25 protein-coding genes are annotated in these 25,021 nt (G+C 41.0%); 16 read left to right on the top strand and 9 right to left on the bottom strand.

Features of this window, described 5'->3' with window-relative positions; all coding sequences use genetic code 11:
- Positions 1-14 precede the first annotated feature (14 nt).
- The 11 genes from ACOV1Q_RS14990 (at position 15) to ACOV1Q_RS14940 (ending at position 10,937) form a co-directional block, all read left to right on the top strand.
- The gene (locus ACOV1Q_RS14990) at positions 15-914 is read left to right on the top strand and encodes a sulfotransferase domain-containing protein (RefSeq protein ID WP_424495209.1); all 900 of its coding nucleotides are present in this window, start codon (positions 15-17) and stop codon (positions 912-914) included.
- Positions 915-1,004: 90 nt separating this feature from the next.
- A complete protein-coding gene (locus ACOV1Q_RS14985; protein WP_424495208.1) occupies positions 1,005-1,193 on the top strand; it encodes a hypothetical protein in 189 nt (62 codons plus the stop codon).
- Between the two features lie 101 nt (positions 1,194-1,294).
- Entirely contained in the window at positions 1,295-1,630 is a 336-nt protein-coding gene (locus tag ACOV1Q_RS14980) for an arsenosugar biosynthesis-associated peroxidase-like protein (protein ID WP_424495207.1), read from the top strand.
- Between the two features lie 105 nt (positions 1,631-1,735).
- Positions 1,736-2,788 (top strand): arsenosugar biosynthesis radical SAM (seleno)protein ArsS, encoded by a 1,053-nt coding sequence (gene arsS / locus ACOV1Q_RS14975; protein ID WP_424495206.1) that lies wholly within the window; start codon positions 1,736-1,738, stop codon positions 2,786-2,788.
- A 22-nt stretch (positions 2,789-2,810) separates the two neighbouring features.
- On the top strand, positions 2,811-3,422 hold the full coding sequence (locus ACOV1Q_RS14970; protein WP_424495205.1) for a TIGR04282 family arsenosugar biosynthesis glycosyltransferase: 612 nt from the start codon (positions 2,811-2,813) through the stop codon (positions 3,420-3,422).
- A gap of 155 nt (positions 3,423-3,577) precedes the next feature.
- The gene (locus ACOV1Q_RS14965) at positions 3,578-4,396 is read left to right on the top strand and encodes a purine-nucleoside phosphorylase (RefSeq protein WP_424495204.1); all 819 of its coding nucleotides are present in this window, start codon (positions 3,578-3,580) and stop codon (positions 4,394-4,396) included.
- 18 nt (positions 4,397-4,414) lie between these two features.
- Positions 4,415-5,728 (top strand): NAD(P)/FAD-dependent oxidoreductase, encoded by a 1,314-nt coding sequence (locus ACOV1Q_RS14960; protein ID WP_424495203.1) that lies wholly within the window; start codon positions 4,415-4,417, stop codon positions 5,726-5,728.
- Positions 5,729-5,730: 2 nt separating this feature from the next.
- Positions 5,731-7,338, top strand: a complete 1,608-nt coding sequence (locus ACOV1Q_RS14955) for a 4Fe-4S binding protein (protein WP_424495202.1) — start codon at positions 5,731-5,733, stop codon at positions 7,336-7,338.
- Between the two features lie 10 nt (positions 7,339-7,348).
- Positions 7,349-8,041 carry a glycosyltransferase family 2 protein gene (locus ACOV1Q_RS14950; protein ID WP_424495201.1) on the top strand — a complete coding sequence of 231 codons (693 nt, stop codon included), beginning with the start codon at positions 7,349-7,351 and terminating at the stop codon, positions 8,039-8,041.
- A complete protein-coding gene (locus ACOV1Q_RS14945; RefSeq protein WP_424495267.1) occupies positions 8,041-9,558 on the top strand; it encodes a cellulose synthase family protein in 1,518 nt (505 codons plus the stop codon). Before ACOV1Q_RS14950 ends, ACOV1Q_RS14945 begins: the two co-directional genes overlap by 1 nt.
- A 17-nt stretch (positions 9,559-9,575) precedes the next feature.
- The gene (locus ACOV1Q_RS14940) at positions 9,576-10,937 is read left to right on the top strand and encodes an MptA/MptB family glycosyltransferase (RefSeq protein WP_424495200.1); all 1,362 of its coding nucleotides are present in this window, start codon (positions 9,576-9,578) and stop codon (positions 10,935-10,937) included.
- A gap of 128 nt (positions 10,938-11,065) precedes the next feature.
- Here the strand turns inward: ACOV1Q_RS14940 and ACOV1Q_RS14935 are convergent, their stop codons facing one another.
- The 7 genes from ACOV1Q_RS14935 to ACOV1Q_RS14905 all read right to left on the bottom strand — a co-directional run bounded on the left by ACOV1Q_RS14935 (position 11,066) and on the right by ACOV1Q_RS14905 (position 18,776).
- Positions 11,066-12,037: a deoxyhypusine synthase family protein gene (locus tag ACOV1Q_RS14935; protein ID WP_424495199.1), complete on the bottom strand. Its 972-nt coding sequence runs from the start codon at positions 12,035-12,037 to the stop codon at positions 11,066-11,068.
- Positions 12,030-12,908, bottom strand: coding sequence for an agmatinase (gene speB, locus ACOV1Q_RS14930; RefSeq protein WP_424495198.1), 879 nt, complete (start codon positions 12,906-12,908; stop codon positions 12,030-12,032). Before speB ends, ACOV1Q_RS14935 begins: the two co-directional genes overlap by 8 nt.
- A gap of 53 nt (positions 12,909-12,961) precedes the next feature.
- Positions 12,962-14,359: an arginine decarboxylase gene (locus ACOV1Q_RS14925; RefSeq protein WP_424495197.1), complete on the bottom strand. Its 1,398-nt coding sequence runs from the start codon at positions 14,357-14,359 to the stop codon at positions 12,962-12,964.
- A 335-nt stretch (positions 14,360-14,694) separates the two neighbouring features.
- Entirely contained in the window at positions 14,695-15,573 is an 879-nt protein-coding gene (locus ACOV1Q_RS14920; RefSeq protein ID WP_424495196.1) for a pseudouridine synthase, read from the bottom strand.
- 93 nt (positions 15,574-15,666) lie between these two features.
- Entirely contained in the window at positions 15,667-16,572 is a 906-nt protein-coding gene (locus ACOV1Q_RS14915; RefSeq protein ID WP_424495195.1) for a geranylgeranylglycerol-phosphate geranylgeranyltransferase, read from the bottom strand.
- A 7-nt stretch (positions 16,573-16,579) separates the two neighbouring features.
- On the bottom strand, positions 16,580-17,518 hold the full coding sequence (locus ACOV1Q_RS14910; protein ID WP_424495194.1) for a mevalonate kinase family protein: 939 nt from the start codon (positions 17,516-17,518) through the stop codon (positions 16,580-16,582).
- 175 nt (positions 17,519-17,693) lie between these two features.
- Positions 17,694-18,776, bottom strand: a complete 1,083-nt coding sequence (locus ACOV1Q_RS14905) for a diphosphomevalonate decarboxylase (RefSeq protein ID WP_424495266.1) — start codon at positions 18,774-18,776, stop codon at positions 17,694-17,696.
- A gap of 93 nt (positions 18,777-18,869) precedes the next feature.
- Between ACOV1Q_RS14905 and ACOV1Q_RS14900 the strand changes: the two genes are divergently transcribed.
- Complete coding sequence (locus tag ACOV1Q_RS14900) at positions 18,870-19,346, top strand: TspO/MBR family protein (RefSeq protein WP_424495193.1); 477 nt, start codon at positions 18,870-18,872, stop codon at positions 19,344-19,346.
- 9 nt (positions 19,347-19,355) lie between these two features.
- Positions 19,356-20,177 (top strand): SDR family oxidoreductase, encoded by an 822-nt coding sequence (locus ACOV1Q_RS14895; protein ID WP_424495192.1) that lies wholly within the window; start codon positions 19,356-19,358, stop codon positions 20,175-20,177.
- Here the strand turns inward: ACOV1Q_RS14895 and ACOV1Q_RS14890 are convergent.
- Complete coding sequence (locus ACOV1Q_RS14890; RefSeq protein ID WP_424495191.1) at positions 20,152-21,372, bottom strand: BaiN/RdsA family NAD(P)/FAD-dependent oxidoreductase; 1,221 nt, start codon at positions 21,370-21,372, stop codon at positions 20,152-20,154. The two genes, ACOV1Q_RS14895 and ACOV1Q_RS14890, sit on opposite strands and share 26 nt — an antisense overlap.
- 235 nt (positions 21,373-21,607) lie before the next feature.
- On the opposite strand from ACOV1Q_RS14890, the gene ACOV1Q_RS14885 reads away from it, so the two are divergent.
- From ACOV1Q_RS14885 to ACOV1Q_RS14875, 3 genes are all read left to right on the top strand, one after another.
- Complete coding sequence (locus tag ACOV1Q_RS14885; RefSeq protein ID WP_424495190.1) at positions 21,608-22,456, top strand: SDR family oxidoreductase; 849 nt, start codon at positions 21,608-21,610, stop codon at positions 22,454-22,456.
- Positions 22,457-22,711: a SemiSWEET family sugar transporter gene (locus ACOV1Q_RS14880; protein ID WP_424495189.1), complete on the top strand. Its 255-nt coding sequence runs from the start codon at positions 22,457-22,459 to the stop codon at positions 22,709-22,711. It abuts the gene before it with no gap.
- 126 nt (positions 22,712-22,837) lie between these two features.
- On the top strand, positions 22,838-24,013 hold the full coding sequence (locus tag ACOV1Q_RS14875; RefSeq protein WP_424495188.1) for a zinc-dependent alcohol dehydrogenase: 1,176 nt from the start codon (positions 22,838-22,840) through the stop codon (positions 24,011-24,013).
- 83 nt (positions 24,014-24,096) lie between these two features.
- Here the strand turns inward: ACOV1Q_RS14875 and ACOV1Q_RS14870 are convergent, their stop codons facing one another.
- Complete coding sequence (locus ACOV1Q_RS14870) at positions 24,097-25,020, bottom strand: YihY/virulence factor BrkB family protein (RefSeq protein ID WP_424495187.1); 924 nt, start codon at positions 25,018-25,020, stop codon at positions 24,097-24,099.
- Position 25,021 lies beyond the last annotated feature (1 nt).

Raw genomic sequence — 25,021 nt, 5'->3', positions numbered from 1 at the left:
AAAACAGATCCTGCATGAACATTCTTCAAATTAGCGCACCAAAATCCGGAAGTTACTGGCTTCACACCATCCTGCTTCAAATCCTTCAAAAGAAGAATATAGCCTTAAGGTCCTTTATTAAGGAACAACAGGTATACCAGGAGGCAAAAAACCTGGAGTTAAGCTTCAAAGGCCAGGCCGGTGTAGATATGATAGATATTGAGGAGGACGCGTGCTATTACAGAATAAGTTCTGTTTTTCGGGAAAAAATTAAAGATCCTAAAGCCTACGCAAAATCCACCGCGCTCGCCTGGACCCACTCCACCCTCTGCACAAAAAGTTTTGAGGTTTTCCCCTTTTTCGATAAAAAAATATGCATCGTTCGGGATCCAAGAGACCGTGCGCTTTCTTCGGCAAAGTTTGCCTTCACTCCTTACATGCAAAAACATTACCCTTCTTCTTATCCTTCTTCTGAAGAATATTTTGAAAAGGAATACAGGAATTTACTGGACAAGTGGGTTTGGTTTACCGGAAATTACCTGCTGCACAAACAAGAACTGAATATTCATTTTGTCTTTTATGAAAATCTCCTGCATGATTTTACTTCAGAATTAAAAAAACTCCTCAACTATCTCGGCCTTACATTAACTGAAAAGGAGCAACAGGAAATTGCCGAAGCAGTCACCTTTTCAAATATGAAAGAAAAAAGCCCCGCGCACCTTCATAAAGGTAAAAGCCGCAAATGGGAAAAACAATTAAATGAAGATGAAAAATTTCTTGCGGTAGACAGAGCCGGTGCTTTAATGGAATGGTTGAGCTATCCTCATAAAGGTTCAGATCCAGATACTTTGCCCAGGATGCCCGATAAAATTCCAACGGCAGACCTGGAAAGACTGCTCCAAAACATGAACTGGTATGAGCTCTACAACTCTTAACCCCAAGCTTAAAGTTTCCTTAATTCCTGCATTTTCCTGAAAAACTCCTCTGGATTTTTGTAAATTGAAATAAACTTTACAGCTACAATTATGGATGACAAGCAGCGAAAAGAAAATTTGAAGTCAACTCCTGTTGAAACTCCCAAGGAAGACCTGAAAAATCATGTAAATCAATCTACTGAGGAAAAGCAGGGAAGCAATTACGGGATCATTGCAGTGGTGGTGATCGTTGCAATTATCATCCTGGGATTACTATTTTTTTCTGACCTTTGGGTATAATTTTTTTCTGATTCCTTTCAGCTCCAGCTATTAAAATTTTAGTGTTTGCGGGGTTTTTCAGGTTTTATTTAAGCCGTATATTGGAAGCTTAAAAAATTGCCATGTCCAAAACATATTACGACCCTGCAGATCTAAGAAAATTCGGAAATATTACTGAATGGAATGAAGAACTCGGAAAAAAATTCTTCGATTACTATAATCAGGTTTTTGAGGAAGGAGCACTTTCTGCCCGGGAGAAATCTCTCATCGCTTTAGCTGTTTCGCATGTAGTTCAATGTCCTTATTGTATTGATGCCTACACGAAAGATGGTTTGCAACGAGGAATAGAAAAAGAAGAAATGATGGAAGCAGTACACGTGGGCGCTGCCATTAAAGGAGGTGCAACCCTTGTTCACGGCGTGCAAATGATGAATAAGTACGATAAGTTAAGCATGTAAAGGAATACCTGTAAAATCTGACATTGTATTTTTTGAATTTTCTTATTCCTAGCAGCCCAAAATCTGCTTTCCACTAATTTTCACCATTTAAATATAAAGCTACTTATGCCTGCAAAATCTCTGGCAGCACGTAAAGATCATTTATCAAGACCTGCAAACCAGCTGGAGCTTCTTGCCAACGGTATTTTTAAATCGGGGGAGTTGCCTACGTTCAGGGAAAAAGTAAAACAAACCTACGGCGAATTGAAACCGGGAAGGCTGGAAATACTGCAGATAAACCTTGGGTACATGTGCAACCAGGTGTGTTCGCACTGCCATGTGGATGCCGGTCCAGACAGGAAGGAGATCATGACCCGCGAGACCATGCAACACTGCCTCGAAGCCATAAATAAGACAGGTGCTCACACATTAGATCTCACCGGTGGCGCTCCCGAAATGAACCCAAATTTCAGGTGGTTTGTGGAAGAAGCTTCCAAAGCCGGAATAAAAGATTTCATCGTTCGCTCCAACCTCACCATTATTGTTGCCAACAAAAAATACTACGACCTCCCGGAATTCTTTAAAAAGCACAATGTTCATGTCATTTCCTCCCTTCCATTTTATAAGAAGGAAAAAACCGACCGGCAGCGCGGAAAAGGTGTTTTTAATAAATCTATTGAAGCTTTGAAAATGCTGAATGCCGTAGGATATGGAAAAGAAGGCAGCGGCTTAAAACTCGACCTCGTTTACAATCCTTCAGGCGCATTTTTGCCAACCAATCAAGAGGCGCTGGAAAAAGATTTCAAAAATGCTCTAAAAAAAGATTTCGACATAGATTTTAATCAGCTTTTTGCGATCACGAATCTTCCTATCAGTCGGTTCCTCGAGTATTTGATCGCTTCAGAAAATTATGAAGATTACATGTACGCGCTCGTGGAAGCTTTCAATCCTTCCGCAGTGCAAAACGTGATGTGTACCAATACCATTTCGGTAAGCTGGGATGGCTGGTTGTATGACTGTGATTTTAATCAAATGCTGGAACTCAAAGTGGCTTCAAAAGTGAAGCATATCAAAGATTACAACGAGGAAGTGCTGCAGAACAGGGAAATTCTTATCTCCCAACACTGTTACGGTTGTACGGCAGGTGCCGGCAGTAGTTGCCAGGGTTCGGTAACTTAATTTGAACTTCTCAAAAACAAATATGTCAAAAAATCGAAATTTACTCCTCATTTTTACCCGGAATCCGGAGTTGGGGAAAGTCAAAAAACGACTGGCCGCCGAAACCGGTGACAAAGCAGCCCTGGAGATCTATAAATTTCTTCTGAAGCACACTGCTGAAGTGACGAAAAATGTTTCCGCAGATAAAGAAGTTCATTTTTCGGAAGCTATCGAAAAAGGGGATTTTTGGGATGAATCCTACGGCAAAAAACTCCAAAAAGGAAATGACCTGGGGGAAAGGATGAAAAATGCCTTTCAGGAAGGTTTTGAGCAGGGTTATAACAATATCATCATTATTGGCAGCGATCTTTACGATTTAAGCAGCCATGATTTGGAAAAAGCCTTTGCTGCTCTTGAAAATTCAGATTATGTTATAGGTCCGGCTCAAGACGGTGGATACTATCTATTAGGAATGAAATCCTTAAATTCAACCCTGTTTAAAAACAAAGCCTGGAGCACAGCCAGCGTTTTTGAAGAAACTGTAAGGGACATAGAGGCTAAAAAGATACACGTCCTGGAAGAAAGGAATGATATTGATCATCTGGAAGATCTAAAAGCTCACTCAGAGTTACAGCAGCTGTTAGCAATCTCCTAAAGGTTTGGTCTTTTCTGGCAGAAACTGCCGTTACAACAAGATGCGGTAATGTCTAATTGAAAAAATGCATTATGAAAAGCACTTTTAGACTTATATTTCTTGACTGTCCATTGCAGTTATCTTTAAATCATCTGAAATAAAAAATTAAGTATAAAATGATCAAAGCATTACTTGAAACCACAGAATTTTTACAAAAGCGAGGATTTGACAACCCCGAAATCGGGATCATCCTCGGTACAGGATTAGGAAAACTTGTCAATGAAGTCGAAGTAATTTCTGAAGTGAGTTACAACCACATTCCCGGTTTTCCTACGGCCACTGTAGAATTTCATAAAGGAAAACTCATTTTCGGGAAATTGGAAAACAAAAAAGTGGTAATCATGGAAGGCCGCTTCCATATATATGAAGGCTACAGCCTTTTTGATGTAACCTTTCCCGTACGCGTCATGAAGCGCCTGGGCATCAAAAAACTACTTGTTTCTAACGCTTCCGGAGCCATTAATCCCGAATTTAAAAAGGGCGAATTGATGCTCATTGACGATCACATCAATCTTCAGGGTGGTTCTCCCCTTGCCTTTCGCGGCGTGGAGCAACTAGGAACTAGGTTTACAGATATGAGTGCACCCTACGATGCAAAAACTGGAGCTCTTATGGAAGAAGTCGCAAAAGAGCATGGCTTTACCCTTCACAAAGGAGTTTATGCTTCGGTAGTGGGACCTCAGCTGGAAACTCGTGCAGAATACCGGTATTTGAAGATCATTGGCGCAGATGCCGTGGGAATGAGTACCGTGCCTGAAGTGATTGTCGCAAACCACCTGGACATTCCTGTTTCGGCCGTTTCGGTATTAACCGATGAAGGTGATCCCGATAACTTGGAACCTGTAAATATTCAGGATATTCTAGAAATGTCGGCCAGGGCAGAGCCTCACATGATCACCCTTTTTAGAGAAGTGATCAAAAGACTGGATTTTTAATCCAAAAGAAACAGAAGAATGCCACAAAAGCAGGAACATGTTGTAATTATAGGTAATGGAGTCGCCGGGATCACGGCTGCGCGCCATATCCGGAAATTTTCAGATAAAAAGATTACCGTAATTTCTGCGGAAACGGATTATTTCTTTTCCCGAACGGCACTTATGTATGTTTACATGGGCCAGCTAACCTGGGAAGGCATCAAACCTTATGAGGACTGGTTTTGGGAAGAGAACCGCATAGCACTTAAAAAAGCAAGAGTTCAGAAAATAGAAACCGCTTCTAAAACCCTCTTTTTGGATGGTGATGAAAAATTTAGTTACGATAAGCTGCTTTTAGCTACCGGTTCTCTGCCCAGGAAAATTGGCTGGAAAGGAGAAAACCTGCAGGGAGTGCAGGGCCTGGTGACAAAACAGGATCTTGACCTGCTGGAGGAAAACAGCAGGAACTGCAAAAAAGCAATCATTGTTGGCGGCGGATTGATTGGCGTTGAACTCGCTGAAATGCTCCAAACCCGCAATATTGAGGTGGAAATGCTTATTCGGGAGCAGAGTTTCTGGCGAAATGTCCTTCCGGAAAAAGATGCAGATTTCATTTCCCGACACATTCAATCGCATGGCATCAAACTTCACTTCAATACTGAACTGTCGGAGATTTTAGGTGATGAATCCGGAAAAGTCCGAAGCGTCATTACTTCCAAAAATGAGGAAATCGCCTGTGATTTGGTTGGATTAAGCATTGGGGTGGCACCAAATATTGCTTTTTTAGAAGATTCAGAAATTGAAACAGATCGCGGTATTTTAGTAGATCGTTACCTGCAAACGAATATTCAAGACGTATATGCCGCCGGCGATTGTGTGCAGCAGCGAGAACAAATTGACGATCGTCCTGCTGTGGAGGCGGTTTGGTACACTGCCAGGATGATGGGAGAAACGGTGGCGCAAAACATCTGCGGAAACCCCTTCGAATATAAGCCCGGAAAATGGTTTAATTCGGCTAAATTCTTTGATATTGAATATCAAACCTACGGCCGTGTTTGGCCAGATCCTAAGGAGAATGAAAAGCATTTGCATTGGGAACATCAAGATAAAACTAAGGCCATCACCATCGCTTTTAATCAAAAAACAGGGAAATTCCTTGGCATTAACAGCTTCGGAATTCGCATGAGACACGAGGTTTTTGACGCATGGCTGCGTGAAGAAAGACCGATTGAATTCGTGCTTTCCAGGCTTGAAAAAGCTAACTTCGATCCTGAATTTTACCGGCATCATGAAAAGGAAATTTTCAGAAGCTTTAAGGAAGATCTGGAAGTAGTTGAAAAGGTGAGAAATTAAACATGAGTAATACAGAACATAACATGTCCCTGACCGGGCAACCTCCGGGAAGGCTTTCCAGCCTTCAGAAGATTGGAACTGGAATCGGCTGGACGGGGCTTTTCATCCTGGTGCTGGCAATATTTAATGTCAGTTTCCCCGCCTGGAGTCTATGGCTTTCTTTAGGGTTAATCGCTTTAGGTGTAATTATTTTTGCAAATGATCAATATCTGGGAAAACCATCCGGAGTGCGCAACCAGGCCACCTGGTTCAAATCTATGACCTCACGCGGAGTACTCGCCTGGGGAACTGGAATAATACTCACTCTTTTTTATGTGGTGCTCTACTGGTTTCCGCAGTACCTTGGTTTAAATCAGGATGGTGAAAACACCGGAATAATTGCCCTTTTTGATCCCCTAAGTAATCTTATTAGCGGCCAACCGGCAAGCCAGTGGTTTGTATATGGAACTCTTTATACCCTCGCAATTCTCGCCTTTGGATATAAATTCCTGCTGAAATACCGGCATAACCGCTACGAAAGTATCCGTACTTTTTCTGTCATGTTCTTTCAGCTGGGATTCGCATTTTTAATTCCGGAAATCCTTATGCGGTTAAATCAACCTTATTTTAACCCGGTGAACATCTGGCCGCTTAACTATAATCTTTTTGCCGGTTATAAACTCCAGGAATTCTTTTCTGCGGGGAATATTGGCCTTTTCATGATCATCTTTGGAGTTGCCGCAATTTTTGTCATTACTCCCGTTCTCACCTATTTCTACGGAAAAAGATGGTACTGTTCGTGGGTTTGCGGTTGCGGCGGACTCGCAGAAACAGCGGGTGATCCTTACCGGCAACTTTCAGATAAAAGTCGATCGGCATGGAAATTTGAACGATGGATCATTCATTCTGTACTGGTTTTTGTGGTAGTTATGACCATTGGAGTCGTCTACTCCTTCCTGAATGACAACCCCGCAGATTTTTGGCTTACCAAAGATGTTTTCCTGTGGTCTTCCGCAGGCTTTCTTACACTATTCTTTGCACTTATTATGATCTTTAAAAGGGAGCAACTGGCAGCCGATGCTAAAAAAGCAGCAACAGTTTTTCTGGTCGTGATCCTCGCTATCATCAGCATAAATTATTTCAGCGGAAACGGGAACATCTTCTTTTTTCATGGCTCTCAATTGCGTACCTGGTACGGCTTTTTAATTGGTGCGGCATTTTCTGGAGTAATAGGAGTTGGCTTTTATCCCATTTTTGGAAACCGCGTTTGGTGTAGATTTGGATGCCCCATGGCTGCTGTTCTGGGAATGCAACAACGTCTTTTTTCACGATTCAGAATTACTACCAATGGCGGACAATGCATTTCCTGCGGAAACTGTTCTACCTATTGCGAAATGGGAATAGATGTACGTGCGTATGCTCAAAAAGGGGAAAATATTGTACGATCCAGCTGTGTAGGCTGCGGAATTTGCAGTGATGTTTGTCCGCGGGGAGTTCTGAAACTGGAAAACGGACCACGCGACGGCCGCATTAACGGGGAAGGAGTGTTATTGGGAAATGATGTAGACCTTCTCGATCTTATCAGGGAGCAAAAAACCTCCAACAAAGAAACCGAACATTCGCGCTTCTAATCCTCCAAAAATGCCAAGAATCATCAAGGTTATTATACCTGCTTATAACGAAGCCGATTCCATTGGTTTGGTTATAAAAGATATTCCGAAGCTGGTGAATGAGATCATCGTCGTGAGCAATAATTCGACAGATGCTACTGAAGAAAATGCCGCAAAAGCAGGTGCTACAGTCCTGAAAGAACCAAAAAAGGGATATGGTCATGCCTGTCTGAAAGGAATGGATTATCTTTCAAAAAAAGATCCAAAACCGGATATCGTGGTGTTCCTTGACGGCGATTACAGTGATTATCCCGAAGAGCTGGAAAAATTGATCACTCCTATCCTTGAGGAGGATGTAGACTTCGTGGTAGGTGCACGCGTAGACAGAATGCGGGAAAAGGGAAGTATGACGCTTCCGCAGATTTTTGGCAACTGGCTTGCAACTTCCCTTATGAAGCTGATTTTTAATGCCAGGTTCACAGATCTTGGACCTTTTAGAGCTATAAAATATGGGAAACTCCTCGAACTTGAAATGCAGGATAAAACGTATGGATGGACAATAGAAATGCAGCTGAAGGCACTAAAAAAGAAGTACACTTATATAGAAATTCCCGTGCATTACCGCAACAGGATTGGCGTTTCAAAAGTTTCGGGTACTGTAAAAGGAGCTTTTATGGCAGGCGTGAAGATCCTGGGCTGGATCTTCAAATACAGCTTTAAATGATGGAAAAGGCGGTTCTCATAATCTTCATTTTTCTCCTGTTCCTGGTTTTCATTTACAGCCTTTCTGAACTGAATCTTCTTTTCAATTATTTCAAAGGAAGAAAAGCAAAAGATACTTCTGAAAAGTTCAATTTTTCAAATCCTTTGGAAATTCCGTTTGTCACTATTCAGTTGCCACTATATAATGAAAAAGCTGTTGTTGAGCGCCTGCTGAGGAATATCGCCCAAATAGAATATCCGCGGGAAAAGCTGGAGATCCAGGTGTTGGACGATTCTACAGATGATTCTGTAGCACTCACTGCCAGACTGGTCTCAGAACTTCAGAAGGAACAACTTGATATCAAACATATACGCCGAAGCAACAGAATTGGCTTTAAAGCCGGCGCATTAAAAGAAGGACTTAAGTCTGCAAAAGGGGAATTTATTGCCATTTTTGATTCCGATTTTCTTCCCGGGAAAAACTGGCTTTTGGAAACTATCCCTTGTTTTAAAGATGATAAAATTGGGGTGGTACAAACTCGCTGGGGCCACCTCAACCGGAACTTTTCAATGCTCACAAAAGTGCAGGCTTTTGCGCTCGACTTCCATTTTATCCTGGAGCAGAACGGACGAAACCACGGGCAGCATTTTATTAATTTTAATGGAACTGCCGGAGCATGGCGAAAAAAATGCATTCTGGACGCGGGAAACTGGCAGGGCGACACACTTACCGAAGATCTCGACCTTAGCTACCGTGCGCAACTTAAAAACTGGAAATTTACATATCTAGAATACATAGAAACTCCAGCAGAACTTCCCGTCACCATTCCAGCCGCACGTTCACAGCAATTCAGGTGGAATAAGGGGGCTGCAGAAAATTTTCAGAAGAATTTTTCCAAATTATTCAGAGATAAAAATGTCACTTTTGGAACAAAGTTCCATGCATTTTTCCACCTGCTAAACAGCAGTCTTTTTTTACTGGTTTTAGCTTTAGCAATTATTAGTGTGCCGGTGCTTTTCATCCTGGACTCCGGAAATTATTCGACATACCTCAAGATGATGTCCTTTTTCGGGATCAGCACATTCATATTCTTCCTTTGTTACTGGATAAGTTTTTCACGGATTCACGGCAGCACATTCTCCTCTTTTCTAAATTACCTCATGATGTTTTTCAGCTTTTTTTCCATCGCAATGGGATTTTCGGTACATAATTCCATCGCCGCACTGGAAGGACATTTAGATAAAAAAACAGAATTTATAAGAACTCCAAAATTCAATATTTCTGAACAAGAAAAGAAGCAGGTTACAACTGCAACTCCGGTAAAGATCAGCTTTCAGCTACTCCTGGAAATGGCATTGCTGCTCTACTTTTTATTTGCAGTGATAAATGCATTTTTACTGAATAACTTCAGCATGATCGTTTTTCATTTGATGCTGGTTTTCGGGTTTGGTTTTGTTGTTTTTAGCAGTTTGAACATCAAAAACATGTTTTTAAGCGAAAGTAAAAGTGGGGATTATAAAGATTTCAATAAGTTGTAAGCAGGAACATATTTTCAATGGAATTTAAGCAGATAAAATACCACAAATTTCCACTTCTCCTCCTGTTTTCCTGCTGTGCACTTTATTTTTCCTTTGCTTATGATCTTGTTCGGGAAGATTTCATAAAGCTCGTAAGCCTCTACACTGCGCTGTTTTTTCTAAGCTGGAAATTTTTTCAGCTGGAAAAATTTAACCTGAAAATGCTATTTTGGAGTGGTATAGTTTTCCGGCTTTTGTTCCTGTTTGCTTTACCAAACCTTTCGCAGGATTTCTATCGCTTCATTTGGGACGGAAAACTGCTGCTGCATGACTTTAACCCATACTTATCCACTCCTGAAGAATTAATTTCCTCCGGAAAGCCCCTTTTTGAAGGCGCCAGGAAACTTTACGACGGAATGGGTGTTTTAAGCGCCGGAAACCATTCGAATTATCCTCCCATAAATCAGTTCATTTTTGCTCTTTCGGGATTTTTCTCTCAAAACAGCCTTTTGGGAGCTGTGATATTCCTGCGGCTTATCATAATTGCTGCAGATATTGGGATTTTTTACTTCGGAAGAAAACTTCTTAAAAGTCTAAAGCTCCCGGAAAACCGCATTTTTTGGTATTTTTTAAGTCCGTTCATCATCATAGAACTCACCGGAAACCTGCATTTTGAAGGGGTCATGATCTTATTTATTATTTCGTCACTCTACATGCTACAGCGTCAAAAATGGCTTTTTAGCGCTGCTTTATTAGCCTGTGCGGTTTCAGTAAAATTGATTCCGCTGCTGTTCCTGCCGCTCTTTTTCCGAAGACTCGGCTTCAAAAATGCCATAGGGTATTATTTAATTGTAGCTGCCATAAATATAACCTTGTTCCTCCCTTTCCTTTCCCCAGAATTACTTAGCAACTATCTTCAAACGGTTGGATTATGGTTTCAGAAATTTGAATTTAACGCCAGTATTTATTACCTCATCAGGTGGGTTGGTTACCAGGTGGAAGGCTACAACATCCTGGTGTATACCGGGAAGCCGCTTGCCGCAGCTGTTTTTCTTTCCATTGTAGGAATGGCTTTCTTCCGAAGAAACAAATCTACAGCCGGTTTGATTACTACAATGCTTTTTGGAATCACAGTTTATTATGCACTGGCAACCACCGTACATCCCTGGTATGTTGCTGTACCTGCGATTTTATGCATCTTTACCAATTACCGTTTTCCGCTGCTATGGTCACTTCTGGTTGTGTTGAGCTATGCGGCTTATTCCAATGATGCTTACCGGGAAAATTTGTGGCTGATTGCTGTTGAATACCTGATAATATACGCTGTCATGGGATATGAAATTTACAGGAACGAATGGAAGCCGAACCGGAAAATAGAGGCTGCAGAATTTCCGAAGTAGCAATAATTCTCATCCAAAAAAAAAACCTGCAGGAAAGGTCCAGCAGGTTTGCAATAAATTTTCAGCAAGCTCAGGGTTCAGCAATAAAGCCAATCGACCTGAGCTTGTGAAATAAAATTTTAAAGGAATTACATCCCGAGAATGTAAGCGAACATGAGTGGCGCCACGATGGTCGCGTCACTTTCTACGATATACTTGGGTGTATCTTTATCAAGTTTTCCCCAGGTGATCTTTTCGTTAGGCACTGCCCCGGAATATGATCCATAACTGGTTGTGGAATCAGAAATCTGGCAGAAATAGCTCCAGAAAGGAGTATCTGTCATTTCCATATCCTGATAAAGCATCGGTACCACACAAATCGGGAAATCTCCCGCGATACCACCACCAATCTGGAAGAAACCGACTCCCGTATCAGAGTTTTTCGTGTACCAGTCGGCCAAGTAGCCCATGTATTCAATCCCCGATTTCATAGTGCTGGCTTTCAATTCACCTTTCATCACGTAGGAAGCAAAAATATTCCCCATCGTGCTGTCTTCCCACCCGGGAACAACGATTGGCAGATTCTTTTCAGCAGCAGCATATACCCAGGAATCCTTCAGGTCAATTTCGTAATATTCCTCAAGTGCTCCTGAAAGCAATAATTTGTACATGAACTCATGCGGAAAATACCGTTCCCCGGCAGCTTCAGCATCTTTCCAGATCTTGACAATGTGCTTCTGAATTCTTCGGAAAGCTTCTTCTTCAGGAATTGCAGTGTCTGTAACCCGATTTAATCCTCTTTCCAATAGATCCCATTCATCCTGGGCGGTAAGATCCCGGTAATGAGGAAGTCTTTCATAATGGGTATGTGCCACCAGGTTCATGATATCTTCCTCAAGGTTCGCACCTGTACAGGAGATAAACTGCACCTTATCCTGCCGTATCATTTCAGCAAAGATCTTTCCTATCTCTGCAGTACTCATGGCGCCGGCCAGAGTAACCAGCATTTTATTACCTTTTTCCAGTTGCTCCCTGTAACCTTTTGCAGCATCTACAAGGGCAGCCGCGTTAAAATGTTTATAATGTCTTTCTACAAATTCAGTAATTGCTCCTTTACTCATCTTCTTCGTCTTCTTCGTTATAATTTTGGTATTTGAACTTATAGCTCAACATCTTGTAATACAATTTCGCCGCCAGGAAATCTGAGGACTTTTCATTTTTATTCGGACAAAGCTCTACGATATCAAATCCTACCACATTCTTTTTCTTGAACATCATTTTGAGAAATTCAAGAGTTTCATACCACAGCAATCCACCCGGCTCGGGAGTTCCCGTAGAAGGCATGATAGAAGGATCGAAAGCATCAAGGTCTATGGTAATAAATACGTTTGGCGTCATTTGCCCAATAGCATCCTCCATCCACTCGTCATAAAGATCGTGCCCAAAATAAACCTGATTTTCATCCATATGATCCAGCTCCGTCACATCCATGGAACGGATTCCCACCTGCACAAGGTTTGTGGTTTTACTGGCTTCATGAAGTGCACAGGCGTGGTTATTCGCAGAACCCTCGTACTCCGGCCGCAAATCTGCATGCGCGTCCAGCTGTACCACCGTCAACTCCTCAAAAGCCTCATTGAATGCTCTTATAGAACCTATAGAAACAGAGTGCTCCCCTCCAAAAAGGGTTACAAATTTATCTTGCTTTATATAATTTTTAGTGGTTTTATAAACGGCTTCCACCATTTTCTCGGGAGAAGCATCTTCGGTCACAGGCGGCGCAAGATAAATCCCTTTTTTATACACCTCTGTACGTGTTTCAATATCGAACAGCTCCATATTTTCCGAAGCTTCCAAAAAGGCATCGGGCCCTTTATCTGCTCCCTTTTGCCAGGTACTCGTTCCATCATAGGGAACGGGAATCAATACCACTTTTGCATCATCGATTCGGGCATATTTATCCGGAATCCCGGCATAATTCTTTTTACTCATGGGTAGGATAGTTAGTATTTTCTAAATTTAGAATTAAATATAACAAAAAAGATTTAGTCATTGTAGCCCAGAATTTCCAGAAAATCATCTGCTTTTTGCTGTTCTCTAAATAAGCTGGTGGTAATATTTCCATCGCTGTCCTTGTCAATAAGAACATGCTTTGGCTGCGGAATTAGACAATGCTGCAATCCGCCAAAACCTCCAATAGTCTCCTGGTAGGCACCTGTATTAAAAAAGCCTATATAAAGCGGTTTTTCTCTTTTGTACTTCGGAAGGTAAATAGCATTTGTATGCTGCTCAGAATTGTAATAGTCATCGCTATCACAGGTCAGCCCACCCAAAAGAACACGCTCGTATTCATCGTTCCAGCGGTTTACGGCCAGCATGACAAATTTCTTGCTTATTGCCCAGGTATCGGGTAAGGTTGTGATAAAAGAAGAATTGATCATATTCCATTTCTCACGATCGTTCTGCTGCTTCTGGTAAAGTATTTCATAAATGGCGCCGCCGCTTTCTCCTACGGTAAAAGATCCGAATTCAGTAAAAATGTTAGGCACATCCACTCCCGCTTCATCACAAGCTATCTTTATCTGGTTCACGATCTCTTCGACCATGTATTTGTAATCATACTCGAAATGAAGGGAATTTTTAACGGGAAATCCTCCTCCAATGTTAAGGCTGTCCAGGGTTGGACATACCTTTTTAAGATTAATATAAACCTTCAGACATTTTAGAAGTTCGTTCCAGTAGTACGCGGTGTCCCGAATTCCGGTATTAATGAAGAAATGTAGCATCTTCAGCTCCACCTGCTCATTTTCACTGATCTGTTTATTGTAGAACGGCACAATATTTTTGTAACCAATCCCCAGCCTGGAGGTGTAAAATTCAAATTTCGGTTCTTCTTCAGAAGCAATCCTTATCCCAACTTTAAATTTGCCTTCAATGGCTTCAGAAAGCAGGTCGATCTCTTCATAATTATCTATGATCGGGATACAGTTTTTGTGCCCGCTATTGATTAGATTAGCAATATTAGAAATATAATAATCCCGTTTAAAACCATTGCAGATGACGTAAGTTTCATCTGTAATCTTACCTTTTTTCTTAAGATTTTCAACGATTTCAATATCAATAGCCGCCGAAGTTTCAATATGAATATCATTTTTAAGAGCCTCATTAAGAACATGTTCAAAATGTGAGCTTTTAGTGCAATAACAATAGTTGTAGGAGCCTTGATAATTGCTTTTTTCAAGAGCATCTCCAAACCATTTTTTTGCCCGTCCTATATTTTCTGATATTTTCGGAAGAAAGGTGAATTTTAGGGGAGCTCCATATTTCTTAACAAGTTCCATCAAGTCTATATCATGAAACTTGAGCTCACTTCCTTCCAGAGTAAACTCTTCCTGTGGAAAATAATACGTCTGGTCTATTAAATCGCGGTACTTTGTATTCAAATTTTGATGCTAAAGATTAAAAGGTTAAAAAGTAGAAATTATAAGCCATTGTCAAAAATATACGATACTAAAAATTTGTTAAGGAAAACAGGCAAACCCATTGAAAATCTTCGGGTTTAAAGATCCTGAACAAATTTAAAACTACCGGTTTTCATAACGGCCAATATTTCTACCAAATGATTTGTTTTTCAAAACAAAAATAGAAAAAGCCCGAAAACTTTCGGGCTTTTATACATCATTTAAACCTTCTAAATTTCCACTAAAAAAGGGTTCTAAATTCAGCACATTTTGCAGAAAATTATTGCAAAAAATGTCATTTTGAAGCATATCTTTGTTTAGAGGTTGTTCATATTAATGACCTCCTGCTTAGATAGCACTCTCCAGTGTCCTCTAGGAAGATCCTTTTTAGTAAGTCCGCCGAAAACCACCCTATCCAGTTTTACTACTTCATAATTCAGGCTTTTAAAAATGCGCTGCACCACGTGATTTCTTGTGCTTCGCAGCTCAATACCCACTTCGCGTTTGGGTTTGTTTTCAACATAACTTACATCTGTTACATTTACTTTTCCATCTTCCAGTGTTACTCCTTCCTTTATCTTCTGAAGATCATCAAAAGAAAGATCTTTATCCAGTTCTATGTGATAAATCTGGCGAATTCCATTCTTTGGATTGGCCAGATTCTTTGCCATAGCGCCATCATTCGTGAAGAACATAAGTCCCGTCGCTTGTGTATCAAGTCTTCCTACAGGATCTAATTTAGCTTTGGAAGCATTTGCAATCAAATCCATTACCGTGCGGTTCTTTTTCTCCACACTTCCGGTCACGTAAAAACCCTTAGGTTTGTTTAGCAGTACGTATTCCGGCTTCTCAGGATTTATTTTACGGCCATCAAATTTCACCTCATCGGTAAGCTTAACTTTGTGCCCCATTTCTGTAACCACTTCTCCATTAACAGTTACATTTCCGGCAGAAATATAAATATCGGCATCCCTTCGGGAACAAATGCCGGCATTCGCCACATATTTATTTAATCTTATTCCCTCTTTATTGTCTTTTGCATTTTTCTGCACCGGCGCATTTCCACGCGCTGAAGTCTTTCCTGCCCTATCATTTCTGTTCACCGGCGCATTCCCACGTGCCTGTGATTTCTTTCTTTCACCGCCACCTTGCCTGCCACCATACTTACTGCCAGATGACCTGTCCTGTCTGCTCATAATTATAAATTTTTGACAAAGATAAGAGTTTGCACTACAAAAAATCCTTTTACTGCTTTAAGTTAAGAAGGACACATCAATCTTCCAAACAAATTAAAACACTCTTGCAAGTAGTGCTTCTGGCTCAATTAATAAAATACTGAAAATCCCCGCTACAATTACAAATTTAAGAAGGTTGTGCAGCAAAAGATATTGCCACCTGGCTTTGCTAAAAAACAGGATGATAAGAAACACTATAAGAAGTACCAGCGCTGCATAGAAAAAGTAATCCATTTCTCCTATTTCAAAATACTGGATCAATAAAAAAGCGGGAATAAAGGACAGCAGTGCCAACCCTATTAAGAGTGTTTTACTTAATTTCTCCCCGTATACGATTGGAATGGTTTTATAACCTGCGACCATATCTCCCTTCATGTTTTCCAAATCCTTCACCAGTTCCCGCATCACGATAATAAGGTAAAGGAAGGCCGCATGTACAAAGATTACCGCATCAAAATTCTTGTAATAGACAAAAATGGCAAAGAACGGGGTAATCGTAAGTACCGAAACAACCAGATTTCCCAGAAACAACAGTTTCTTGATCCTGTAGGAATACAACCAGATAAAAAATATATAAACCGAAAAGAAAACTACCGTTCTAAAGGAAATATAACTGGCAAAGAAAACACCAGCCAAATTAAGGATGAAATACACTGATAATTTTGTGCGCTGACTCACAAACCTATCTAGCATGGTCTTATGAGGCCTGTTGATCAGGTCTTTTTCACTGTCGTAAAAGTTGTTGATGATGTAACCTGAAGCCACTACTGATGCTGTTGCTAACACCAAAAAGAAAAGGTTGGGATCAAAGAGAACCTCCCGCAAGGGAAGTTCGGGAGCCAAAATAAACATGGATGTAAGGTACTGAGCAAGGATCAATACAAGAATATTGTATCCCCTCACCACCGAAAATAAACTAAAAATTTTAAGTAAAAGACGCTTTTTTGAAATAGAGACCATAAATGATCTAGAAGTTGTAAACCACTTCCAAACGATAATCTTTCAAAGCTGTCCTGGCTTTTTCAATATCTTCTGTAAATCCAAGAATGTATCCGCCACCGCCAGATCCACATAACTTCAGGTAATATTCGTTCGTTTCAATTCCTTTTTTCCAAAGCTTATGAAACTGTGCGGGTATCATAGGCTTGAAGTTGTCAAGCACTACGTGCGACAACTTCTTCATGTTTCCAAAAAGGGATTTTACATCCCCTTTCAGGAAGTCGTCCACACAAGCATCTGTATGCTTCACGAACTGGTTCTTAAGCATTTTTCTAAACGGTTCCTGCTTCATATTTTCCATGAAAATATTGACCATAGGGGCAGTTTCTCCTACAGAACCACTATCAAGTAAAAAAACAGCTCCTTTTCCATTTTGAGTCTGCGATGGAATTCCGGCAGGTTCAATATTATCCTTGGAATTAATAAGGATTGGAATGCTTAAGTAAGAATTCAACGGGTCCAGCCCAGATGATTTTCCGTGGAAAAAGGATTCCATGGCGCCAAAGATCTTTTTCAGTTTAAGAAGCTTTTCCCGGGTAAGATTTTCTAAAACTGTAATCTTATCAAGTGCATATTCATCATAGATAGCCGCCACTAAAGCTCCACTGCTTCCTACTCCATATCCCTGCGGAATACTGGAATCGAAATACATTCCTTTCTCCACATCGCTGTAAAGGGCTTTAAGATCAAAACTTACAAGTCCAGTATTTTCGGCCTGTAGGTTTTTGAGATAATCGGCAAAACGCTTCAAACTTTGGTTAGATATAACCGCTTCTTCAGAAGGATTTTCATCAACTTTCAATGCCCCATTGTAAAAATTATACGGAATGGAGAGTCCTTTGGAGTCTTTAATAATCCCGTATTCTCCAAAGAGCAATATTTTCGAATAAAACAGAGGTCCTTTCATATTCATAGTAGATCGCTGACTAAAAGCTGTAAAGTTAAGATTTTTTTCGTTGTTGCTCTTAACTTCTTCACAAATATAGTTTACTTTGCCATATATGCAACACGCTCATTAACAAAACAGTTACTATAATTAAGAGGACAAAATGCGTGCCGACAGGATACTCAAAAATGGTATTTTAACCTAACTTTTTCGCGCCGTTCCCTACTTCATCTTTAATAAATTGCCTGTTCTGGCAATAACCGGCAAGTTCCTTTTCTATAAATTTCTCTACAGCCTCCTTTTCTTTCTTCGGAAAAAGTAGGTGAACATTCGCTCCGGCATCTAGCGTAAAACATGGATGTAATCCAGTTTCTTTCCTGAAGTTAAATACTTTCTCGATGATAGCCAGCGTATTAGGTTTCATTAGCACGAAATATTCCTTTCCAGTCATCATCATCGCGTGAAGTGTAAGTGCTTCACTTTCCACTAAACCAATAAATTTATCCAGATCTCCTGAAGCCAAAATTTCTTCCAGTGCACTAAGGTTTTCATGCGCCTGTTCAAATCTTTTTTCAGCAAAAGGATGGTTGTTCATTAGATCATGCCCCACTGTACTACTCACTTTCTTTTCACCTTTGTCTACCAAAAGAATCACATCCTGATAATCCTGGAAAACCTCATGTACTCTGTAAGGATATCTCACTCCATATAAATTGCTGCTCCCTTCAATTTCATGTTTCCCCCATACCACCAGTCCACCTTCAATACTGCGACAGGCACTTCCGGAACCAAGACGCGCCAAAAATGATGCTTTTCGGCTGAAATATTCTTCAGTCATGGAGGGGTTTAATACTCTTTCAATGCTCATAAGGCACAGCGCCAAAGCGCTCATTCCACTTGCCGAAGAAGCGATCCCGCTGCTGTGAGGAAAGGAGTTTGAAGTATGAACAACAAAACGGTAGGCCTTTAAAAATGGCAAATAAGTCTCAATTCTTTTGAAAAACTGTACAATTTTAGGTCTGAAAGATTCCTTCTTTTCGTTTTCAAAGAAAAGCTCAAAATCAAAATTATTATCTGGTTTTGCCTTCTTTTGATAGGATAAAGTGGTGGTCGTTCTGCAGGAATTGAGCGTAAAACTAATGGAAGGATTTGCCGGAATCTGGTTTTCTTTCTTGCCCCAGTATTTCACCAATGCAATGTTACTTGGGGACTGCCAGGTCACCTCTCCTCTCTCTGGCTGCTGAGAATATTCCTGCGGAATGAAATCTTTTTCGGTCATTTCTTCAGTTTCAGCAAAGATAAATTTTCCTTTTTTAGGACTTGCCTGCCAATCCAAATAAATTACTACTTTAGTGAAAACAACCAGCCATCAATGAACCAGAAGTTGATCTTGAAATACACTGCCAGCATTGCGACTTCGCTCCTTACCGCTTTCGTAGGCTGGGTTGCAATAAGCACCTCCTATTCCCCCTGGTTTACAGGACTTGAAAAATCCACTTTTCATCCTGCCGAATGGCTGGCCATCGCAGTCTGGATAATTTTGTTTATTATCATGGGCATTGCGGCGGGAAAAGTGTGGAGCAAAGGCTTTTATCATAAATGGGTGCAGGTGGCACTGTATCATTTTGGATTTCAGCTCATTCTTACCGGTTTCTGGTTTCTAACTTTCTTTGGTTTACAGCAGCCCTTGTTAGCCTTTTTTGTAGTTCTGGCCCTGCTCGTCCTGCTGTCTCTCACAATTAAATGGTTTAAAATAGTAGATGACACTGCAGCTTACCTCATGTACCCTTCCGTAGTTTGGGCACTTTATATGGCATTGCTGAACTTTGAACTCTGGCGGCTAAATTAATTTAGGCACATGAAAAAGACCATTTTTATCACCGGAGCCTCCAGCGGAATTGGCAAGGAAACGGCAAAATATTTTGTAAAAAAAGGATGGAATGTGGCTGCCAGTATGCGTTCTCCCGAAAAGGAAGAAGCACTAAAATCCATTCCCGGAATAAAGCTTTACAGGCTTGATGTTACCAGTAAAGAGGATCTTCAGAATATAGCTTCTGTAGTGCTTAAAGATTTTCCAAAGATCGATGTGCTTTTTAATAATGCAGGTTATGGTGCAGTGGGCGCTTTTGAAAAAGCATCCAATGAAGAAATCCGCGCCCAGTTTGAAGTAAACGTCTTTGGCGTTATGAATCTCATCAAAGAATTTATACCTGTTTTTCGCGAGCAGAAACATGGGATCATTATCAACACTTCTTCAGTAGTAGGCAGGTTTACAGTGCCACTTTACAGTCTCTACTGTTCCAGCAAATGGGCTCTTGAAGGATTTTCTGAAGCCCTGCAATACGAGTTAAAGCAGTTCAATATTAAGGTAAAACTTGTAGAACCTGCCGCAATAAAAACAGATTTCCACGGCCGTTCTCTGAAGGTTGTCAAGAATGAAAAAGTGCAGGGATATGATGAAATGGAAGACAGGATTCTTAGTGGAATGCGACGCAGAAATGATAAAGCATCGGGACCAGAAGTGGTCGCAAAAACCGTTTTCAAAGCAGCCACAGATAACAGTAATAAATTACGCTATTCTACCGGAAAAGGCGCAGGCATTGTTTTAAAAGCGCGAAAATTTCTTCCCACACGTTTATTCAATAAACTGGTCTTTAAACAGCAGAACCGGAAGTCATAGCCTTGGCTGCAATAAAACCTCCTGTCCAGGCATTTTGAAAGTTGAAACCGCCGGTGATGGCGTCTATATTCAGTACTTCCCCGGCAAAAAAGAGGTTTGAACAAATCTTACTTTCAAAAGTTTTAAAATTCACTCCCTTAAGATCTACGCCCCCGGCAGTCACAAATTCTTCTTTAAAAGTGCTTTTTCCATGCACTTCAAAAGTACCTTCACAAAGTTGGGAAGCCAGCTCCCTTAGTTGTTTTTTGTTAAGATCTCCCCATTTCATATCTCCTGAAATTCCAGCTGCTTCAACCAGTTTTTGCCATAGCCGCTTCGGAAGATCAAACCGGGTGGTTTTTATTGGATGTTGTTTCGCAAATTGTTCCTTCAGCTCCATCAATTCTTCAAAAATTTCTTCTTTAAAAAAACCTGGCAACCAGTTTACGAGGATCGCAAAATTCTTTCGCTCGCTTAATTCCCTAGCGCCCCAGGCAGAAAGTTTTAGAATCGCCGGACCGCTCATTCCCCAATGAGTGATTAAAAGAGGACCTTCAGTTTGCTCTTTTCCGTCGGAAATCTTCACCAATGCTTGAGTAGCGACGCCGGGTAATTCCTTGATACGTTTATCTGTAATATTAAAGGTAAACAGCGAAGGAACACCGGGAATGATTTGATGCCCCAGCTTTTCAAGCATTTTCCATATTTTTGGATTGCTTCCCGTTGCCACAAGCACCTTTCCGGTTCTAAAGTTGCCTGCAGAAGTAAATACCTCCCAATTTTCCCCTTTTTGGATGATCTCCTGCACCGCATGTTTGGTGCATAAATTTATTCCGAGTCTTTTAACCTCCCTAAGAAAACAGTCGATAATAGTTTCAGAAGAGTCACTTACAGGAAACATTCTGCCATCTTCTTCGGTCTTGAGCTCCACTCCACGCTCTTCAAACCAGGCGATCGTATCTCCTGTCATAAAAGTGTGAAAAGGGCCTCGTAGTTCTTTATTTCCGCGGGGATAGTTCTTGGCTAGTTCCTTCGGAAGGAATTCGGCGTGGGTGACATTACATCTTCCGCCGCCAGAGATCCTCACTTTAGACAAAACCTCTTTTCCACGTTCCAAAATGCTGATTTTAGCTTCAGGATTCATTTCCGCAGCATTAATTGCTGTAAAAAAACCCGCGGCACCGCCTCCAATTACTATAATGTCCTGTTCAATCATTTTCTAATGCTCTGGTAATTCTTCTGAAGAAGAGAGGCCAAAGGTATTTAAAATATGGCGGGAAAATGCCATTTTTGGATCCTCTGCGGTTTCGAAGTTTAAATTATTTCCGAAGTAGACGGAGATGAAGTAATGGAAAAACAGTTTTCCTAACCTGTTAAAAATCACGCTAAACATTTCTTAAACCTTATTGATTTTGCGGCAGCTTCTTTAATTTTAAAAGAAACTGCAAATCATGGAAAAACCTAAGAAATTTCCCGACCAGGAACAGGAGCAACCGGGAAAAGAATCCAAAATGAATCCTGAACCCGAGATCATTCGCGAAAATTATAAAGGAAGCCAGAAATTAGAAGGAAAAACTGCCCTCATTACTGGTGGAGATAGTGGAATAGGCCGTAGTGTTGCGGTTCATTTTGCTAAAGAAGGCGCCAATATTGCCATTGTCTACCTTGACGAAGACCAGGATGCACAAAAAACAAAAAAACTCGTGGAAGAAGCCGGACAGGAATGTTTTCTTCTCGAAGGAGATGTGAAAGATGAGGAATTTTGCAAAAAAGCGGTGCAGGAAACCGTAAAGAAATTCGGCGGTTTAAATGTCCTGGTAAATAATGCCGGAATGCAGTTCCCTAAGGATTCTCCCCAGGAGATCTCAAAAGAGCAGTTACATAAGACTTTTGAGACAAACATCTATCCTTATTTTTATACGGTACAGGAAGCGCTCAACCATTTAAAAGGTGGTGATTGCATCATCAACACCACTTCTGTAACCGCTTATAGAGGAAGCACACATTTACTCGACTATTCAAGCACAAAAGGTGCGATCACGGCTTACACGAGATCACTTTCTAAAATGCTTGCAGAAAAGAACATTCGTGTAAACGGTGTAGCTCCGGGACCAATTTGGACTCCGCTGATCCCTGCCAGTTTTGATGATGTAACCGAATTTGGTCAAAAAGTTCCCATGGGCCGTGCAGGTCAACCTAGCGAAGTAGGCCCTGCTTATGTTTATCTTGCCTGTGAAGACAGCAGTTATATGACCGGCCAGGTACTGCACGTGAATGGCGGTGAAGTAGTTGGAGCGTAGATGAACTGGACCATGATCTTAGGGCTGGCTGCCGGTATTTGTACCACTGCCGCAGTAGTACCTCAACTCTGGAAAGCCTTTAAAACAAAAAAGGTAAGTGACGTTTCTCCCGGGATGTTCTTTGTGCTCATTTTAGGTCTTGCCATGTGGACAATCTATGGAATTATCGAAAATGATCTGCCTATTATACTTACCAACGGCACCGCATTTGCGCTTAACAGCCTGATGCTTTACCTGCTTTTTAAATATAAATAAATGCAGACATCAAGAAGATGTTAAACATCTTATAAATATCTGGTCATTAGGATTTTGTTATCACTTTTCCTTCGAAGGTTTGATTATCTTAAGAGGAATACTAATTCACAAACCAATAAAAAAGATATGAAAGCACTCGTCTACCACGGAAGAAATGATGTAAGAATAGACAACGTTCCCGACCCGAAAATAGAAGAAGCGGGAGACGTAATTTTAAAAGTAACTTCCACAGCTATTTGCGGCTCTGATCTACACCTTGTTGACGGGCTTATGCCCACCATGGAAGAAGGCGATATTTTAGGTCATGAATTTATGGGGGAAGTCGTCGAAGTAGGTTCGGCGGTGCAGAAATTTAAAAAAGGAGATCGCGTAGTGGTTCCGTTTACTATTGCCTGCGGACACTGCGATTATTGTGATGATGATTTATATTCCCTGTGCGATAACTCCAATCCAAGCCCAGATTTAGCTAAGCAAAGTCTTGGCCATTCCATTTCGGGAGTGTTTGGCTATTCCCATACACTCGGAGGATTCTCTGGCGGGCAGGCAGAATATGTACGAGTACCATATGCCGATGTAGGCCCCATAAAAGTTCCGGAATCCTTATCTGACGAGCAAAGCCTTTTTCTTTCAGATATTTTTCCGACGGGATATATGGCTGCGGAAAATGCGAACATACGGCGCGGCGATACCGTGGCCATTTGGGGTTGTGGACCTGTTGGACAATTTGCCATTAAAAGTGCCTGGATGCTGGGAGCCGGAAGAGTCATTGCTATAGATGATGTTCCTGAAAGATTGGATATGGCCGAAAAATTGGGTAAAGCTGAAACCATAAGAACTACCAGCAGACTGGATGTTTATGAGAAACTCATGGAAATGACCAAAGGCAAAGGCCCCGATTCCTGTATAGATGCAGTAGGAGCCGAATGTCACGGCGACACCATGTTTGGGAAATTAGTAGATAAGACCAAAGAAGTGCTGCAGGCACCTATGTCCCGTCCTTATGTGCTTCAACAGATTATGATGAGTTGTAAAAAGGCAGGAACAGTATCCATTCCCGGGGTTTATATTGGAATGGTAAATGAACTTCCTTTTGGCGCGGCTATGAACAAGGGGCTTAAATTCAATATGGGACAAACACATGTTCAGCGGTATCTTCAACCTTTACTTTCCAAAATAGAGGCAGGAGAAATAGATCCTTCCTTTGTAATCACACACCGTATGAAACTTGAAGACGCACCAAAAGCTTATGAAACCTTTAAAAATAAAGAAGACAAGTGTATAAAAGTAGTAATGACTCCCTAAATACTTTCTATTCAATACTAAAAAAGCCGGAAAATTCCGGCTTTTTTGATATTCTTAAATATTAAAGGATTAAGTGTTTCTATTTACTTTTCCTTTATATTTTTATTATTGTATTGATCTTTAGGTTTGGCGTTTTTCGCATAATTTTCGATAACTGAATTGACTTCAGCTCCTAAAAGTATAATGAAACTGGTAAGAAACAACCACATTAGCAATACCACCACTGCGGAAAGTGAACCATAGACTTCGCCATAACTCCCGAAGTTGCTCACGTAAAAAGAAAATCCCCAGGAGGCGATCAACCAGAGAATGGTTGACAGTACAGCTCCAGCTATCACCCATTTAGATTTAGGCCGTGCCCGTGCCGGTGCATGCATATAAATAAGAGAAAGGAAAAAAACTACCACTAAAGCGAGCACCACCCATCGCAACCAGCTTATCAATCCTTCAATTTGGGAAGGCAGGCCAATTTGATCTACAAAAGCAGGAAAGGCTACTATAAGTGCCATGCTCACAATAACCAGAACTATGGCGCCCAAAGTAAATAGTAGCGTTAATGCATTCTGTTTAAAAAAGCCTCTTGTATTCTTTGTATCATAAGCAATGTCTACTCCTGTAAAAAGGGATTTTATGCCTTTATTCGCACTCCATAAACTGAATAATATACCAATTACAGTTCCCCAGCCCAGTGCCGCACCTGAGGTGGTTGAAAATTCTTCTACCTGCTTCTCAATAATGCCATAAGCCTCCTGCGGCATCATAGAAGAAAGCTGGGCAATCTGACTTTGAATTTGATGTGGATCCATCGCCAGGCCATATATGGAAATTAGAGATATTATTGCCGGAAAAACGGCCAGAAAAGCATAAAAAGCAACACCGGCAGATACAATAGCAACATTGTCTCCTTCCACTTCATCTTTAATTTTAAAAGCTATTGTTTTCCACCCCGAACCTGATATTTGCATGGGATTATTTGGTCTTCTGTTTTGGGCTGGTTGTTTTGACATA

This window comes from Salinimicrobium maris, from assembly GCF_049680855.1.
GTDB lineage: Bacteria > Bacteroidota > Bacteroidia > Flavobacteriales > Flavobacteriaceae > Salinimicrobium.
This window is presented reverse-complemented; position numbering and strand designations above follow the sequence as displayed.

What these genes read in the sequence shown, in the direction of transcription:
- ACOV1Q_RS14990 (WP_424495209.1), top strand. Translation starts at nt 15, where the DNA reads ATGAACATTCTTCAAATTAGCGCACCAAAATCCGGAAGTTACTGGCTT.
- ACOV1Q_RS14985 (WP_424495208.1), top strand. Translation starts at nt 1,005, where the DNA reads ATGGATGACAAGCAGCGAAAAGAAAATTTGAAGTCAACTCCTGTTGAA.
- ACOV1Q_RS14980 (WP_424495207.1), top strand. Translation starts at nt 1,295, where the DNA reads ATGTCCAAAACATATTACGACCCTGCAGATCTAAGAAAATTCGGAAAT.
- arsS (WP_424495206.1), top strand. Translation starts at nt 1,736, where the DNA reads ATGCCTGCAAAATCTCTGGCAGCACGTAAAGATCATTTATCAAGACCT.
- ACOV1Q_RS14970 (WP_424495205.1), top strand. Translation starts at nt 2,811, where the DNA reads ATGTCAAAAAATCGAAATTTACTCCTCATTTTTACCCGGAATCCGGAG.
- ACOV1Q_RS14965 (WP_424495204.1), top strand. Translation starts at nt 3,578, where the DNA reads ATGATCAAAGCATTACTTGAAACCACAGAATTTTTACAAAAGCGAGGA.
- ACOV1Q_RS14960 (WP_424495203.1), top strand. Translation starts at nt 4,415, where the DNA reads ATGCCACAAAAGCAGGAACATGTTGTAATTATAGGTAATGGAGTCGCC.
- ACOV1Q_RS14955 (WP_424495202.1), top strand. Translation starts at nt 5,731, where the DNA reads ATGAGTAATACAGAACATAACATGTCCCTGACCGGGCAACCTCCGGGA.
- ACOV1Q_RS14950 (WP_424495201.1), top strand. Translation starts at nt 7,349, where the DNA reads ATGCCAAGAATCATCAAGGTTATTATACCTGCTTATAACGAAGCCGAT.
- ACOV1Q_RS14945 (WP_424495267.1), top strand. Translation starts at nt 8,041, where the DNA reads ATGGAAAAGGCGGTTCTCATAATCTTCATTTTTCTCCTGTTCCTGGTT.
- ACOV1Q_RS14940 (WP_424495200.1), top strand. Translation starts at nt 9,576, where the DNA reads ATGGAATTTAAGCAGATAAAATACCACAAATTTCCACTTCTCCTCCTG.
- ACOV1Q_RS14935 (WP_424495199.1), bottom strand. Translation starts at nt 12,037, where the DNA reads ATGAGTAAAGGAGCAATTACTGAATTTGTAGAAAGACATTATAAACAT.
- speB (WP_424495198.1), bottom strand. Translation starts at nt 12,908, where the DNA reads ATGAGTAAAAAGAATTATGCCGGGATTCCGGATAAATATGCCCGAATC.
- ACOV1Q_RS14920 (WP_424495196.1), bottom strand. Translation starts at nt 15,573, where the DNA reads ATGAGCAGACAGGACAGGTCATCTGGCAGTAAGTATGGTGGCAGGCAA.
- ACOV1Q_RS14915 (WP_424495195.1), bottom strand. Translation starts at nt 16,572, where the DNA reads ATGGTCTCTATTTCAAAAAAGCGTCTTTTACTTAAAATTTTTAGTTTA.
- ACOV1Q_RS14910 (WP_424495194.1), bottom strand. Translation starts at nt 17,518, where the DNA reads ATGAAAGGACCTCTGTTTTATTCGAAAATATTGCTCTTTGGAGAATAC.
- ACOV1Q_RS14905 (WP_424495266.1), bottom strand. Translation starts at nt 18,776, where the DNA reads ATGACCGAAAAAGATTTCATTCCGCAGGAATATTCTCAGCAGCCAGAG.
- ACOV1Q_RS14900 (WP_424495193.1), top strand. Translation starts at nt 18,870, where the DNA reads ATGAACCAGAAGTTGATCTTGAAATACACTGCCAGCATTGCGACTTCG.
- ACOV1Q_RS14895 (WP_424495192.1), top strand. Translation starts at nt 19,356, where the DNA reads ATGAAAAAGACCATTTTTATCACCGGAGCCTCCAGCGGAATTGGCAAG.
- ACOV1Q_RS14890 (WP_424495191.1), bottom strand. Translation starts at nt 21,372, where the DNA reads ATGATTGAACAGGACATTATAGTAATTGGAGGCGGTGCCGCGGGTTTT.
- ACOV1Q_RS14885 (WP_424495190.1), top strand. Translation starts at nt 21,608, where the DNA reads ATGGAAAAACCTAAGAAATTTCCCGACCAGGAACAGGAGCAACCGGGA.
- ACOV1Q_RS14880 (WP_424495189.1), top strand. Translation starts at nt 22,457, where the DNA reads ATGAACTGGACCATGATCTTAGGGCTGGCTGCCGGTATTTGTACCACT.
- ACOV1Q_RS14875 (WP_424495188.1), top strand. Translation starts at nt 22,838, where the DNA reads ATGAAAGCACTCGTCTACCACGGAAGAAATGATGTAAGAATAGACAAC.
- ACOV1Q_RS14870 (WP_424495187.1), bottom strand. Translation starts at nt 25,020, where the DNA reads ATGTCAAAACAACCAGCCCAAAACAGAAGACCAAATAATCCCATGCAA.